General features: G+C 66.1%; 11 protein-coding genes and 1 tRNA gene. 7 read left to right on the top strand and 5 right to left on the bottom strand.

Annotation, left to right across the window (positions count from 1 at the left end; translation table 11 throughout):
• Positions 1-25: 25 nt before the first annotated feature.
• From recQ to ABLE91_RS12870, 4 genes are all read left to right on the top strand, one after another.
• The gene (gene recQ / locus ABLE91_RS12855) at positions 26-1,864 is read left to right on the top strand and encodes a DNA helicase RecQ (protein WP_348931236.1); all 1,839 of its coding nucleotides are present in this window, start codon (positions 26-28) and stop codon (positions 1,862-1,864) included.
• 318 nt (positions 1,865-2,182) lie between these two features.
• Positions 2,183-2,470, top strand: a complete 288-nt coding sequence (gatC, locus tag ABLE91_RS12860; RefSeq protein WP_348931237.1) for an Asp-tRNA(Asn)/Glu-tRNA(Gln) amidotransferase subunit GatC — start codon at positions 2,183-2,185, stop codon at positions 2,468-2,470.
• Positions 2,467-3,951: an Asp-tRNA(Asn)/Glu-tRNA(Gln) amidotransferase subunit GatA gene (gatA, locus tag ABLE91_RS12865; RefSeq protein ID WP_348931238.1), complete on the top strand. Its 1,485-nt coding sequence runs from the start codon at positions 2,467-2,469 to the stop codon at positions 3,949-3,951. The genes gatC and gatA overlap by 4 nt, the downstream gene beginning before the upstream one ends.
• Positions 3,948-4,232, top strand: coding sequence for a chorismate mutase (locus tag ABLE91_RS12870; protein WP_348931239.1), 285 nt, complete (start codon positions 3,948-3,950; stop codon positions 4,230-4,232). The genes gatA and ABLE91_RS12870 overlap by 4 nt, the downstream gene beginning before the upstream one ends.
• A gap of 183 nt (positions 4,233-4,415) precedes the next feature.
• Here ABLE91_RS12870 and ABLE91_RS12875 read toward each other — a convergent pair whose 3' ends face one another.
• Positions 4,416-5,516 (bottom strand): glycosyltransferase family 2 protein, encoded by a 1,101-nt coding sequence (locus ABLE91_RS12875; RefSeq protein WP_348931240.1) that lies wholly within the window; start codon positions 5,514-5,516, stop codon positions 4,416-4,418.
• A 151-nt stretch (positions 5,517-5,667) separates the two neighbouring features.
• Between ABLE91_RS12875 and gatB the strand changes: the two genes are divergently transcribed.
• Positions 5,668-7,164 (top strand): Asp-tRNA(Asn)/Glu-tRNA(Gln) amidotransferase subunit GatB, encoded by a 1,497-nt coding sequence (gatB, locus tag ABLE91_RS12880; protein WP_348931241.1) that lies wholly within the window; start codon positions 5,668-5,670, stop codon positions 7,162-7,164.
• A gap of 93 nt (positions 7,165-7,257) precedes the next feature.
• Here gatB and ABLE91_RS12885 read toward each other — a convergent pair whose 3' ends face one another.
• Both ABLE91_RS12885 and lipB read right to left on the bottom strand, forming a co-directional pair.
• Positions 7,258-10,338: a bifunctional metallophosphatase/5'-nucleotidase gene (locus ABLE91_RS12885; RefSeq protein WP_348931242.1), complete on the bottom strand. Its 3,081-nt coding sequence runs from the start codon at positions 10,336-10,338 to the stop codon at positions 7,258-7,260.
• A 276-nt stretch (positions 10,339-10,614) separates the two neighbouring features.
• Positions 10,615-11,334: a lipoyl(octanoyl) transferase LipB gene (lipB, locus tag ABLE91_RS12890; RefSeq protein WP_348931243.1), complete on the bottom strand. Its 720-nt coding sequence runs from the start codon at positions 11,332-11,334 to the stop codon at positions 10,615-10,617.
• A 163-nt stretch (positions 11,335-11,497) separates the two neighbouring features.
• Here lipB and ABLE91_RS12895 point away from each other — a divergent pair.
• Positions 11,498-11,582: transfer RNA gene (locus tag ABLE91_RS12895), tRNA-Leu, on the top strand.
• Between the two features lie 111 nt (positions 11,583-11,693).
• Here the strand turns inward: ABLE91_RS12895 and ABLE91_RS12900 are convergent.
• The gene (locus ABLE91_RS12900) at positions 11,694-12,773 is read right to left on the bottom strand and encodes a polysaccharide deacetylase family protein (protein ID WP_348931244.1); all 1,080 of its coding nucleotides are present in this window, start codon (positions 12,771-12,773) and stop codon (positions 11,694-11,696) included.
• An 87-nt stretch (positions 12,774-12,860) separates the two neighbouring features.
• Complete coding sequence (locus tag ABLE91_RS12905; RefSeq protein WP_348931245.1) at positions 12,861-13,643, bottom strand: polysaccharide deacetylase family protein; 783 nt, start codon at positions 13,641-13,643, stop codon at positions 12,861-12,863.
• Between the two features lie 250 nt (positions 13,644-13,893).
• Between ABLE91_RS12905 and mgtE the strand changes: the two genes are divergently transcribed.
• Entirely contained in the window at positions 13,894-15,297 is a 1,404-nt protein-coding gene (gene mgtE / locus ABLE91_RS12910) for a magnesium transporter (RefSeq protein ID WP_348931246.1), read from the top strand.
• Positions 15,298-15,357 lie beyond the last annotated feature (60 nt).

The following is a 15,357-nucleotide window of genomic DNA, read 5'->3' on the forward strand; positions in this document are numbered from 1 at the left end:
CGGCCCCATGGCGCTATAAGGCGCCATGCCTCCCGACTCGTTCCTCGCGCCACAGGACGGCCGCAGCCGCGATCCGGCCGACGTGCTGCGGCATGTCTTCGGCTATGAGGCGTTCCGGGGCCGGCAGGCGGAGATCGTCGCCCATGTGACCGGTGGCGGCGACGCGCTGGTGTTGATGCCCACGGGCGGGGGCAAGTCGCTCTGCTATCAGGTGCCGGCGCTGGCACGGGCGGGCACGGGCATCGTGGTGTCCCCGCTCATCGCGCTGATGCACGATCAGGTGCAGGCGCTGCGCCAGCTCGGGGTGAAGGCGGCGGCGCTCAATTCGTCGCTGGCGCCCCATGAGGCGCGGCAGGTGGAGCGGGCGCTCGCCATGGGCGAGCTGGATCTCCTCTATGTGGCGCCCGAGCGGCTTCTGACGGATGGCTTCCTCTCTTTGCTCCAGGGCGCGCGCATCGCGCTGTTCGCCATCGACGAGGCGCACTGCGTCTCCCAATGGGGGCACGATTTCCGCCCCGAATATCGCCAGCTCACCATCCTGCACGAGCGCTTCCCCTCCGTACCACGCCTCGCGCTCACGGCCACCGCCGACGGGCCGACGCGCCGCGAGATCGTGGAGCGGCTGGGGCTGGAGGAGGGGCGGGTGTTCCTGTCCTCCTTCGACCGGCCGAACATCCGCTACCGCATCTCGCCCAAGGCCCAGCCGCGCCAGCAATTGCGGGCCTTCCTGGACGCCCATGAGGGCGAGGCGGGCATCATCTACTGCATGAGCCGCGCCAAGGTGGAGGCGACCGCCGAGATCTTGAATTCGGAGGGCCGCGTGGCGCTCCCCTATCATGCCGGCCTCGATGCCCAGACCCGCGCGCGGAACCAGGACCGCTTCCTGAAAGAGGAAGGCGTGGTGATGGTGGCGACCATCGCCTTCGGCATGGGCATCGACAAGCCGGACGTGCGCTTCGTGGTCCATCTCGATCTGCCGAAGAGCATCGAATCCTACTACCAGGAGACCGGCCGTGCCGGGCGCGACGGGCTGCCCTCCGAGACCTTCCTGCTCTACGGCATGGAGGACGTGGCGAAGCTGATCCAGTTCGTGGAGGCGTCAGACGCGCCCGACGCGCGAAAGCGCGTGGAGCGCGGCAAGCTCGATGCGCTCATCGGCCTGTGCGAGACGGCGAGCTGCCGGCGCGGCGTGATGCTCTCCTATTTCGACGAGCAGCTGGATGAGCCGTGCGGCAATTGCGACACCTGCCTCGAGCCGGTGCGCACCTATGACGGCACCGAGCATGTGCAGAAGCTGCTCTCCTGCGTGTACCGCACGGGGGAGCGGTTCGGGGCCGGGCACGTGGTGGACGTGTTGCTGGGCAATGCCACGGACAAGGTTACGAAGTTCGGGCACGACACCATCTCCACCTTCGGCATCGGCAACAGCGTGTCGCGGGACGAATGGCGCGCCATCGTGCGACAGGTGGTCTCCCTCGGCCTCCTCAGCGTGGATGTGGAGGGCCATGGCGGGCTCAGCCTCACGGCCGCCTGCCGCCCTGTGCTGCGCGGCGAGCGGCGCGTCGAGCTGAAGGCCGAGACACGGGTGCGCGCCGCGCGGGTTTCCGGCGGCGGGCGGGCACCCAAGGCTGCTCTGGAGGATCCGCGCGACGAGGCGCTCTACCAGAAGCTCCGGGCGTTGCGCCTGGAGCTGGCGCGGGCGCAGGGCGTGCCGCCTTATGTGATCTTCCATGATGCGACGCTCATGGAAATGGCCCGCATCCGGCCCCGCTCGCTCGCGGCCTTCGGCGACATTTCCGGCGTGGGCGAGGCCAAGCTGGAGCGCTACGGGCCGCAGTTTTTGGCGGCGGTGAAGGAAGGGTAGGGGCACAAAGGGTCCCCGCGCACCTTGTCCTGGCCGACGGCAACGGAGCGCAGCGCAGTGGAAGGAGAGCCGGGACCCAGCGCAGGAGTTCGCTGAAAGCGCTTCAATGAGCCTCCGCTGCCGCGCGGCGGAGGCGTGCAGGCGCTGGTCGCGGGTTGACGGCTTCGCCGAAGCTTTGCGCTGGGTCCCGGATCTGCGCTCCGCCTCCGGCGTCGCTTGTCCAGGACAACGACGCACCTTCGCCCGTTGCCTCGCAATTCCCCCGCTTGCTATAGGCGGGGGGCGGGCGTCGTCGGGCGCCCGGTCAAGGAGCATTTCATGTCGGTCGATCTTGGGACGGTGCGGCGGGTGGCGCATTTGGCGCGCATCTCCGTCCGTGAGGAGGAACTGCCCGCATTGCAGGGTGAGCTCAACGCCATCCTGGCCTTCGTGGAGCAACTGGCCGATATCGACGTGTCCTGCATCGAGCCCATGACCAGCGTGGTGCCGCTCGCTTTGCCCATGCGCGAGGACGTGGTGAGCGACGGCCATTACCCCGACAAGGTGCTCGCCAATGCCCCCGAAGCCGAGGGCGGCTTCTTCACCGTGCCGAAGGTGGTGGAATGACCGACCTCAATCTCCTCACCCTGACCCAGGCGCGCGAGGGCCTCGCGACCCGGGAATTCACCGCCGTCGAGCTGACGCAGGATTATCTCTCCGCCATGGAGAAGGCGCGCGCGCTCAATGCCTTCACGGTGGAGACCGCGGACCGGGCGCTCGCCATGGCCGCGAAGGCTGATGAGCGGATCGCCTCCGGCGATGCCGGGCGCCTCGAAGGGCTGCCGCTGGGCGTGAAGGATATGTTCGCCACCGAAGGCGTTCGGACCACCGCCTGCTCGAAGATCCTCGACGGCTTCGTGCCGCCTTATGAATCGACCGTCACCTCGCACCTGTGGCGCGATGGTGCGGTGATGCTGGGCAAGCTCTCCAATGACGAGTTCGCCATGGGCTCGTCCAACGAGACCTCGGCCTTCGGCCCGGTGGTCTCGCCCTGGCGGCGCGACGGCGATGCGACCCCGCTCGTGCCGGGCGGCTCCTCCGGCGGCTCCGCGGCGGCGGTGGCAGGTTTCCTCTGCGCGGGTGCGACAGGCACCGACACCGGCGGCTCCATCCGTCAGCCGGCCGCCTTCACCGGCACGGTGGGCATCAAGCCTACCTATGGGCGCTGCTCGCGCTGGGGCATCATCGCCTATGCCTCCTCGCTGGATCAGGCCGGTGCCTTCGCCCGCACGGTGAATGACGCGGCGATCCTGCTGCGTTCCATGGCCGGGCATGATCCGAAGGATTCCACCAGCGTCACCATGCGCGTGCCGGACTATGAGGATGCGGTGGGCGCCTCGGTGCGCGGCAAGCGCATCGGCATCCCGCGCGAATACCGCGTGGACGGCATGTCGCAGGAGATCATCGAGCTGTGGGAGCAGGGCGCTTCCATGTTGCGCGATGCGGGGGCGGAGATCGTCGACATCACCTTGCCCCACACGAAGTACGCGTTGCCAGCCTATTACATCGTCGCCCCGGCGGAGGCCTCTTCCAACCTCGCCCGCTATGATGGTGTGCGCTATGGCGAGCGGGTTCCGGGCAAGGACATCATCGACATGTACGAGCGCACCCGCGCCGCCGGCTTCGGGCCGGAGGTGCGGCGGCGCATCATGATCGGCACCTATGTGCTCTCGGCGGGCTATTACGACGCCTATTACCTGAAGGCGCAGAAGGTGCGCACACTCATCAAGCGCGACTTCGACGACGTGTTCGCGCAAGGGGTGGACGCCATCCTCACCCCCACCACGCCGTCGCCCGCCTTCGCCATCGGCGCCATGACCAATGCCGACCCGGTGGAGATGTATCTCAACGACGTCTTCACCGTCACCGTGAACCTCGCCGGCCTGCCAGCCATTTCGGTTCCTGCCGGCTTTTCCGCGGACGAGCTGCCGCTCGGCCTTCAGCTCATCGGTCGTCCGTTCGAGGAGGAGACCCTGTTCTCCCTCGCGCAGGCCATCGAGGATTCGGCGGGCCGCTTCCCGGTGGAGGATTTCTGGTGGTCAAAATGAGCGAGGCGCCTCAGGCGCTCTCCGACCTGCGCCGGGATATCGACGCCATCGACCTCGAAATGGTGGGCCTTCTGGCCCGCCGGCTCGGGGTGGTCCACAAGGTGCTGGAGATCAAGAAGGCCCACGGCATCCCCGCGCTCCTGCCGGACCGTGTCGAGGACGTGGTGGAGCGGGTGAAGGTGGCGGCGCAGGGGCTGGATGTGCCGCCCGACCTTGTGGAGCTCATATGGCGCCAGCTCATTGGCTGGACCGTTGAGTACGAGGAAAAGCAGCTCGCCTGAGGGGACCGTTGCAGCATGCGCGGATAGGCTCCCTCTCCCGCTTGCGGGGGAGGGCTGGGGAGGGGGCCGGAGCCTCACATCAAGCGCTCAGCAGCCCATTTCTCACCAATTCCCTCCCCCGCAAGCGGGAGAGGGAATGACGCAGTTCCCGGTTTCATCTGTTCGCAACGGTCGCCTGACGGCTCAGCGGTATCTGCGCTTGCGCAGCGACCGCCGCATGCGAAAAACCACGGCGTTCCAATAGGCCTTTGCCAGCCGGCTGGTGGAGGTCTTCAGCTGGTCCATCTCGATCTGGAGCGCGTTGCGCTCGGCGATGACCCGCGACACCGCTTCGGCGTTCGCCTCGCCACCCGCCGCCTTCACCAGCGCGTCCCCGGCGGAGGCCCGGGCAATGAGCTGGTCGAACAGGCCGATCACCTGGGCATAAGGCGGCGACACCGCCAGCTCCGGCCATTTCAGCGCGCCGCGCCGCTCCACGAAGGGCCGGTCCGCGGCCTGGTCGAGCGGATAGGAATCGCAATAAGCGGGGATGATGGCGGCGGAAGGGGCCAGCGCGAAGCGCGGTTCCGCCTTCAGGGCCTCGGCGCCCCCCACCAGGGTGGGCACGAAATTCTTCGTGTAATCCTCCCGGCTCCGCCAGCCCACATAATGCTTGAGGCATTTCACGGCGATCTGATCCACCGACCTTATGGCGAAATGCGCGAGCTGCACGTTCGGCAGGGACCGCGTCGGCACCCGGATGCCGTGGGTCAGGATCGAATGGTTCCCCTCGTCGAAGGCCAGCGTCGGCTCGGCCAGAAGCTGGCGGGTGGCGATGCTCTTGAAGGCGCCCACGGGATCGTGCGGCAGCGCCGTGCGCACACGCACCAGCGGGTCGGTGATGGAAAGGTCGTCTTCGGGGCCGGCCAGATAGCGCATCTCGCTGAAGGCGCCGGCCATGCCCTGCGGGATCGCCGCAAGGTCCGCCTCGAACACGCTGCGATCGGCGGCACGGATCAACTCGTCCGCGTCGAGAGGGAGGATGATGTCCCAGTCCTCTTCCTTCAGGATCAGGCGCATGGCGGCGGTGGTGCGCCGCGCCTGATGGAAGGCGCCGGTCCAGCCGTCCTCCAGGATCCGGACCGCCGAAGTCTCCTCCGTCAGCCGCCGCAGGATCTCCGGGGTGTTGTCCGTGGAGCGGTCATCGATGATGTACATCCGGTCCACGAAATGGAGATTGTGCCGGACAAACCCTTCCAGGATGTCGGCCTCGTCCTTGACCAGGGAAATGGATGCGATGCGCATTGTGATGGCGGCAGCCCGGCTGTTCCTTAAGGGCGCGCACTCTTAGGGGGGCGGGGCGCGCAGTCAATCCGCGTGGTTGCCACGTCCCGCCGTCGGGAGTAGGGGACAGGGAACATCCGCGCGCACCGCCACATTTCTTCAAGGGACAGCAATGAACGCTCACGCACGCCCCGCCGACGCCAAGAAGCTCATCAAGGGCGCCACCGGCGACTGGGAAGTGGTGATCGGCATGGAGATCCACGCCCAGGTCTCCTCCAACGCCAAGCTGTTCTCCGGCGCCTCCACCGCCTTCGGCGGCCCGCCCAACGACCATGTCTCGCTCGTGGACGCGGCCATGCCCGGCATGCTGCCGGTGATCAACAAGGAATGCGTCGCCCAGGCAGTGCGCACGGGGCTCGGCCTGAAGGCCGGGATCAACCTGCGCTCGGTGTTCGACCGGAAGAACTATTTCTACCCGGACCTGCCCCAGGGCTACCAGATCAGCCAGTATAAGAGCCCCATCGTGGGCGAGGGCGAGGTGATCGTCGACCTGCCAGACGGCGAGAGCATCACGGTCGGCATCGAGCGCCTGCATCTGGAGCAGGATGCCGGCAAGTCCATCCACGATCTCTCCCCCTCCCGCAGCTTCGTGGACCTGAACCGTTCCGGCGTGGCGCTGATGGAGATCGTCTCCAAGCCCGATCTGCGCTCCTCCGAGGAGGCCCGCGCCTACGTGACCAAGCTGCGCTCCATCCTGCGCTATCTCGGCACCTGCGACGGCGACATGGAGAAGGGCAACCTGCGCGCCGACGTGAACGTCTCGGTGCGCAAGCCCGGCGATCCCCTCGGCACGCGGTGCGAGATCAAGAACGTCAATTCCATCCGCTTCATCGGCCAGGCGGTGGAGGCCGAGGCGCGGCGCCAGATCGACATCATCGAGGATGGCGGCAAGATCGACCAGGAGACGCGCCTGTTCGACCCCAACAAGGGCGAGACGCGCTCCATGCGCTCGAAGGAAGAGGCGCACGATTACCGCTACTTCCCGGACCCGGATCTGCTGCCGCTGGTGCTGGAGCCGGGCTTCGTCACGGAGCTGGAAGCCGAGCTTCCCGAACTGCCGGACGCGAAGAAGGCCCGCTTCATCGCCGATTACGGCCTCACCCCCTATGACGCCTCCATCCTGGTGGCCGAGAAGGAGACCGCCGACTATTTCGAGGAGGCGGTGAAGGTGGGCGGCATCGCCCGCAACGCCAAGCTGGTGGCCAATTGGGTCATGGGCGATGTTGCCGCCTATGCGAACACCGCCGGCGTCTCCATCTCCCGCACCCCGGTCTCGGCCGCGCAGGTGGCGGGTATCGTCGACCTCATCTCGGACGGCACCATTTCCGGCAAGATCGCCAAGGACGTGCTGATCATCATCCTGGAAGAGAAGTGGGCGGGCGATCCGCGCGTTCTCGTGGAGGAGCGCGGCCTCAAGCAGGTGACGGACACCGGCGCCATCGAGAAGGTGGTGGACGACATCATCGCCGCCAATCCCGACAAGGTAGCCCAGGTCCTGGCCAAGCCCACCATGCTGGGCTGGTTCGTGGGCCAGGCTATGAAGGCCTCCGGCGGCAAGGCCAACCCGCAGGCGCTCAACGACATCCTGAAGCGCAAGCTCGGCATCTGAGCAGCACCCCCGGCGCTCTGCACCTCGTGAAAAAATAAACGGCGGAGACTAGGTCTCCGCCGTTCCTCTTTCTGCCGGCGGTGCCGGATCTTGTCAGATCATCAAGCCATCCCGCCCTTCATAGATGCCGTTGGCGAGGAAGTGCTGGAGCGGGTTCGCTTTGGCGGCCGCCACATCCGGATAGGCTGCAAGATAGGCGTCGCCGTCGAAGAGCGCTGAGGGATCGCGCCCCTCCTTCCAGCCCATGGTCATGTAGTGCTCGAACGGATCGACGCCTGCCGCCTTAACGTCGGCATAAGCCGCCAGATAGGCGGAGGTGTCGAACAGGGCGTTGGGGTCGCGCCCCTCCTTCCAGCCGATGGAGTGATAATGCTGCGCGGCATCCACCCCCGCCGCCGCCACGTCCGGATTCTTCATGAGGTAGTATTGGACGTCGAAGCCATTCTGGGCTTTGTCGCCGATGGCGAAGGATATCTTCCGCCCTTCGTCCCGGCCCGACCCCTCCAGATGCTCGAGCGGGTTGGCCCCCGCGGCCGCGACATCGGGGTTCTGGGTCAGATAGAGGCGGGTGTCGAAATCGGCGGAGGGATCGCGGCCCTCCTTCCAACCTATTGTCAGATAATGTTCCAGCGGGTTGACGCCGGCCTTCTTCACGTCGGCGTTCGCAGCGAGATACGCGCTGGTGTCGAACAGGGCGCTGGGGTCGCGGCCTTCCTTCCAGCCGAAGGTGGCGTAGTGGGTTTCTGCGTCGGCGCCTGCGTCCCACACGTCCTTGTTCTGGGCGTAGTAGAACAGGTCATTCACCAGCGCATTGCCGTCCTTGAGGTCGATCCGGCCATCGGCGAACTGAAGATGCTCGACGTTGCGGATCCGGTCCTGGCCTTCGGCACTGGAGATGACAATGGCATTGCCGACGAGGAAGACCGAGACGCTGTTGAAGTCGACGTCGAACACCGCGGTGTCGTCGCCGTCCCCGCCATCGAGCAGATCGTCGCCCTTGCGGCCGAAGAAGAAGTCGTTTCCGGCCATCCCGTGGAGCGCATCGTCGCCCGCCGTGCCGTCGAGGGGATCGCCGGCGTCGGAGCCATTCACGGCCGCGGAGGTGAAGACCGTGTCCTGGCGGACATTGACGTTCTGGATGCGCGTATCCAGCGCCTGGCCCGTGTCGGCTCCGTCATAAGCGGTGGCCGGCGTGCCATGGACGGCCTGCATGTAGGCGCCGAAGCTCTCGATCTCACCGACCGAACGCGCGATCAGCGAACCGACGCCCGTCGTGGGATTGGCGTTGGTGAAGTCCCGCGCCTCGTCGATGGCCTCGGAAACCGTGCCGTCATTCAGCAGGAAGCGGAAATTGCTGCCATTGGCTTTCACCGGGTAGCCGTCGCCGCCATTGGCGGTGAAGTTCAGCGTCACCACCGTGATGACGTCCGGCGCCTCGTCCAGCACGACGCCGTTATCCACCACCTTGGCGACGACATGGCCGTTCTCGTCGATGAGCGCCACGTCGCGGATGCGCGAGCCGGGGGTCGTGCCTGAATTGCCCGGCAGGTCCGGGTCGTAGGAATAGCGCACGCCGCCGATCTGGGGGAAACCGCCATTATTGGCGGAGAGGCCGGCGCCCCAGTTCAGGATGTTGAGCAGGCCCTCGGGTGTGGTGTCGTACACCATGAGCCGGTTGTTGAAGCGCAGCGCATTCTCCACATCGAGGAGGGAGACGCCGCCCTCCAGCTTGCCCACCGCGCCATTCGCCGGCGGCGGCAGCTTGTCGATGGAGCCGTCCACCGGATCGGGCTCGGAAAGGGTGCCGATGGGGGTGCGGATGCCGCCGCCATTCTTGAGCGAGACGACGAAGGTGGCCTCGTCCCCCAGCATCTGGCGCGCCACATAGGCATTGGCGTCGGCGGTGAGGTTGCCGAGATTGGTCTCCTCGTTCCGGATGATGTTGCGCTCGGCTTCGAGGTAAACCTTGGTGTAGCCGAAGATGTCGCTGTCCTTGGCGTTGATCACGTTCTGCACGGCCTGCGTGAGGTCGCGCACCAGATCCGCCTTCGTGCCGGCGGCGAACGCCGTCGCCTCCAGACTGCTCACGGCGACACCCCAGGCCGCGGCCGCGTTCTGGGCGGTGGAGGCATAGGCGCCGTTGATCGTCTGGTTGGCGGTGAGGCTGCTCAGCACGATGTCGCCGTTCTCGTCGAAGTCGACGGCCAGGCGTCCGAGATAGGTGTATTCGCCATCCGTATTGACGATGAGCGTGGTCTTGCCGTCGGCGCCCGTCACCTGGAGCGGGTAGGAGCCCTCGAAAGCGGGGGCATGGCCGGGGAAGGCTGACGCCTGATCGTTCGCATCTCCCAGGCGGGTGTTGGAGCCGCCGGCCATGATGATGTCGACGCCGCGCAGCTTGCTCGCGAGCAACTGCTCGTTCTGAATCTGCTGGAGGTGCGACTGGAGGATGATCTTGTTGACGCCGGACGCCAGCATCTCATCGATGATGGGCTGAAGCTGGGCTGCCAGCAGGTCCATATTGTCGACTTCGCCATTGGCACCGCCGCCGGTGGGGAAGCCTTTCACCTCGGTCCCCGAGGGGGAGGAGATGGATTCGATGAGCTGGGTGGTGGCGCCGATGACGCCGATTCGCTCGCCGCCCCGGTTGATCACCGCGGCCGGGGCAATTCGGCCCTTCAGGGTGCTGGCGTCAGCGAACGGCGTGGCGGGATTGCCGTCCACCGTATTGGTGAATCGGCTGGAGAGGTCCGCATCGCCCGAGAAATCCAGGTTGGACGAGAGATAGACGAAGTTCGCCCCGCTCCAGCCGCTGGCGGGCGTGAAGGCATCCCGCAGCACCCGGGAGCCGAGATCGAATTCGTGGTTGCCGATGGCGGAGGTCGTGACGCCCAACACGTTGTGGATGGCGATGTCGACGGCGCCGATGGGAACGGTCGCGGTGGAAGAAAGCTGCGAGCCCGCCGCATTCAGTGCCGCGATGACGCTCGGATCAGTCCCCGCTGCGAGGAACGGGCCTGGGAGGAAATTATCGCCGCTGGTCAGGACCAGCGTGTTGGCGAACTGGTCCTCGTAGGCATCCACCATGGCCGCCAGATAGGGGGCTGTGGTGGACGCCAGGAGGCCGGCTTCGCCGTCCGACCAATGCAGGAGCTGCAAAGTATAATTGGGCATGATCTTCCGCCTTCGCTCGCGCGTGATGGATGATTTGATGAAGCGATTGAATGTGTTTGGTTTTTCGGGGAACTGACGCGAAGGCGACGGGACGTATCCCGTCGCTAACCTGCTAGGGTCAAGGTCAAGTCCGCATCCAGGTAGGTACTATTTTATGTGTTATGTCTATGTACTGAAATTACGCTGCGTCCGGCGACGCTTGTGTGAATAGCCGGGGCAATATTCCTCAACGGCATCACGTAGAGTATGGGTGTTGCTGAGCTGTGCGCAGGCCGCTCAGGGCAGGCCGGCGGGGCCGTGGCGCTGGATGGTGGGGCCGAAGACTTCTTCGAAGGCGACACGCAGCACCGTGTCCACCTCGGGCAATGGCGCGAGGCGGCCGAGGGCCGAGAGGCTGGTGACGCCGTGCTCGCGCACGCCGCACGGCACGATGCCGTCGAAATGGTCGAGGTCGGGGTCGACGTTGAGCGAAATGCCGTGGAACGTCACCCATTGGCGCACGCGGATGCCGATGGCGGCGATCTTCTCCTCGACGCCGTCATGGGGCACCCACACGCCGACTCGGTCCTCACGCCGCTCGCCGCGCACGTTGAAGGCGGACAGCGTGCCGATCAGCCAGGCTTCGAGTGCGCTCACATAGCGCCGCAGGTCCGGCTGCCGGCGCCGCAGGTCCAGCATCACATAGCCCACCCGCTGGCCGGGGCCGTGATAGGTGAACTGGCCGCCGCGGCCGGTCTCGAACACCGGGAATCGCGCATCCACGAGATCGGCGGGCTTGGCGCTGGTGCCGGCGGTGTAGAGCGGGGGATGCTCCAGCAGCCAGACCGCTTCGGCGGCTTCACCTGCTGCAATGGCCGCCACGCGCGCTTCCATGCGCGCGGTCGCGTCCGGATAGGGGACGAGATCGTCGCTGATCCACCATTCCACCGGAGGGGCGTCCGGGGAGGCGGGAAAGAAGCGGGTATCGAGATGGGCGCGCGTCACAGCGGAGGTCATACGGGCACAACGGTTCGGAAGGGCACAGCCGCCCTTGTCCACATGGGACATATAGTTGTCGCGAAGCGTGCTGTTGAGGCCTTGTGGCGCCAAAGTCGATCTGTTAGACGATGGCCCCCGGCGATGAGCCGGCTGCCGGGCCAGACCCGGGCCAGATCTGATTGCGGTCGTGGCGGAATTGGTAGACGCGCTAGCTTGAGGTGCTAGTGGGGAGACCCGTGGAGGTTCGAGTCCTCTCGTCCGCACCAGATATTGGTGAGCTTAGGCTCCAGAACGGACAACGGCGGCCCCAAGGGCCGCCGTTGTCGTTTCAGGTATGTGTTTCAGCCATTTCCCAGCCACAGGCTCGAGGGCCGCCTTCAGCGCAGGCTTGGCGGTGCCGTATTGGTCATCAGGCGCGGCCAGAACAGGTTGAACGGGGTCTCGACGGGATCCGTCAGCGCTTTCCCCCCTGGCAGGGCCTGGGTGGGATTCGGCGGCGGTGCGGGCTTTGGGGCAGCAACGGTGCGGGCAGGAGCGGGCGCAGGCGCCGGACGGGCCGGGGCCGGCACGGAAGCGGTGGCCTCCGGCGTCGTGGCAGGGGCCGCAGGAGCGCCGACCGCAGAGGGAATCGCAATAGGCGCGCCGGGCGCAGTCGCGATCGTCGCGGCGGCTGGCGCCCCCGGAGCGGCCGGAGCTTCCGCCACCGGGTTCTCGCCATAGACCATGTGGACGATCTTGAAGCCGCGCGCTTTCAGCTCCTTCAGCAGGTTCGGCAGCATCACCGCCGTGGAAGGCTGGATATCGTGCAGCAGCAGGATGCCGTAGCCCTTCGCGGTGAGGCGGTCGAGGGCGCGCTTCATCACCTCTTCGGGCTTCAGGTGCAGCCAGTCGTCGGCGACGGCATCCACGCTGAACACGGCGATGCCGTGCTCCTGGGTATAGTTCTCATAAAACTTGGTGCGGCCGAGGCCGGGGAATCGGAAGAAGGGCGCGGTGTGCGCGCCGATGGGCGCGAGCACCGCATTGGTAGAGGCGAAGCCCTGCTCGATCTCCTGGATGCCCGCGGGCTGCTTGAGCTTGGGGAAGATCAGCGGGTGGGTCTGGCTGTGCGTGCCGATGGTGTGGCCCGCTTCCGCCGTCTTCTGGAGTTCGGCCGGATACGCGCTCGCCATGCGCCCGACGATAAAGAAGGTCGCCTTCACGCACTCGCGGGCCAGCGTGTCCAGCACGCGGGTGGTCATGGGGGGCAGGGGGCCGTCGTCGAAGGTGAGAATCACTTCGCCCTTCTGGAGCGGCGCCGTGGTCTTGTACTGAAGATTGCCGAGGAACGGCGTCTGCTTCGGGTCGATGGTGATGACCCGCGACGTGCCGATGGCGTCGGGATTCGGACAGGCGTCTTCCGCGTGTGCCGCCCCCGCAAGCGCAATCAATGCGCCAGCCAAAAGAATGGACCGCATCCCGTTGCTCTCCCGACGCCCGCCCTGGGCGGATCCCTGACCAGGAACCAAGCCGCACCAGCTTCGTCGGATACGCCCAACAATGCGCTAGTTGAACGCGCGGGCGGGTTTCGCCGAAGCTGGAACGATATGAACTATGTGATACCCACGCACCGCTAGAGCCCGCAAGAACGCCGGAATCATGGCCGCAGTCTGAGATTTGGTATCGTGGAATAGGATGATACCGCGTCCCGCTGCGTCGAGCCGACGAAGCACCAAGTCAAGCTCTTGCTCGGGCGTCATTTTATTCCAGTCGCTGGCCCAGAGGTCCGCGCCGAACACCGAAATGCCACGCCCCGCCAAATAATCCAGAAGCTGAGGCGTGGCGGCAAAGCCGGGGAATCGGAAGAAGGGGATTCGGGGCGCGCCCGTGCTGGTGCCGTAGGCGGCTTGATCATCCGCAGCCATGCCGTGCTCGATTTCCGCCACCGCCGCCTCAAATGGCATCTTCGCGAGTGTCGCCTCCGGGTGGGTCATGGAATGATGGGCGACCGTGTGCCCTTCGGCCAGCGTGCGGCGGACAAGCTCCGGCCGCGCGCGGGCATTCTGGCCGATCAGGAAGAAGGTGGCCTTCACGCACTCCGCCTTGAGAGCATCGAGCACCGCGGCGGTGGTGGTGGGCCAGGGGCCGTCATCGAAGGTGAGGACCACTTCCTTCTCTGCCAAAGGAAGCGTCTGGGGGAAGGACTTGGTGCCGACGCGCACGCCGGCCGGCACCTCCATCACCCGCGTCGTGCCGAGCGTGCCGGGGCGCGGGCAGGGGGCCTGTGCATGAGCCGCGATGCCGGAAAGGACAACGAGGGCGAGCCCCAGGAGAAAGCGAATGGTCATGCGGAAACCCGATTCGGAGACGATGGCAGGATAGGCGCGAAGGATGGCGGATTTCCCCTCTCGCTTTTTCTAAGACGGCTGTCTCATTTTTCTTGCCACTTGCGGTGGCGGGAGCGCTGCCGCTGCCGGCTTGCTTGGCCGAAAGCAGGGCTGATTTGCCGCCTCCGGCGCGGCCATCTCAGCTTCCCTCCAGGGCCCGTGCGCTCTAGAACGCCTTAGGTTTCCGATCCATGCCGAAGAGGACGAGCGGATGCGCGAGGACAATCCCGCCATCGAGGAAGACGTCCCGTCCGTCCGCGACGAGGACGGCGCCTTTGTGCCCGCTTTTCTGGAACGTGTGGAAGCCGCCATTGCCGGAGAGGACCGGGCTGCGCTGAAGGCGGAAATCGCTGGCCTCCACGAAGCCGACCTCGGCGACCTCATCGAATCCCTTGATGCCGACGAGCGCCCCAGGCTCATCGAGCTTCTGGGCCGTGATTTCGACTTTACCGCGCTCACCGAGCTGGACGAGACGGTTCGTGTCCAGATCCTCCGGGCCCTGAAGCCCTGGACGACGGCGGAAGGCATCCGCGATCTCGATTCCGACGACGCCGTCTACATCCTCGAAGACCTCGACGAGGACGAGAAGGCGGACATCCTCAAATACATCCCCGCGCCCGAGCGCGTGGCCCTGGAGCGCTCCCTCGACTATCCCGAGGAGAGCGCGGGCCGGCGGATGCAGACGGAGTTCATCGCCGTTCCGCCCTTCTGGACCGTCGGGCGCACCATCGACTACATGCGCGAGACCGAGGATCTGCCGGATACCTTCTACGAGATCTTCGTGGTGGACCCGGCCTATCGCCTCGTCGGCTCGGTCTCCCTGGACCGGCTCCTGCGCACCCGGCGCTCGGTGCCGCTGACCACGGTGAAGAACGAGCAGCGGCATGTGGTGAAAGCGAGCGACGACCAGGAGGACGTGGCCCGCCTGTTCGAGCATTACAACCTCGTCTCCGCCCCCGTGGTGGACGATGCCGGCCGCCTCGTCGGGGTGATCACCATCGACGACGTGGTGGACGTGATCCAGGAGGAGGCGGACGAGGATCTGCGCGCCATGGCGGGCGTCGGCAGCGACGAAGAACTCTCCGACAGCGTCGCCTATACCGCGCGCGGCCGCCTGCCGTGGCTGGTGGTCAATCTGGGCACTGCGTTCCTCGCCGCCTTCATCATCGCGCTGTTCTCCGATACCATCGAGAAGATGGTGGCACTCGCCGTGCTCATGCCCATCGTTGCTTCCATGGGCGGAAACGCAGCGAACCAGACCATGACGGTGGCAGTACGCGCGCTCGCCACCAAGGATCTCGGCAGCCACAATGCCCGCCGCGTGGTGCGACGCGAGGTGCTGGTGGGCCTTTGCAACGGGATTATTCTGGCCATTCTGCTGGGCCTTATCGCTTCCGCGTGGTTCGCCAACATCCACCTCGGCTGCGTCATCGCGGCGGCCCTCGTGGTCAATATGCTCGCGGCCGGCCTGTTCGGTATCCTTATCCCGATCGCCATTCACAAGCTGAAGCTGGACCCTGCCGTCGCATCGGGCGTCTTTGTGACGACGGTCACGGACAGCGTCGGCTTCTTCGTCTTCCTGGGCTTTGCGTCCCTTTGGTTTTCCCGGGTTTGAGCGGCACGAGCGCACGACCGGGCGGGGCGCTTAACCTTAAGCTTGGAAGGCATTCGACCT

The organism is Aquabacter albus, from assembly GCF_040049275.1.
Lineage (GTDB): Bacteria > Pseudomonadota > Alphaproteobacteria > Rhizobiales > Xanthobacteraceae > Aquabacter.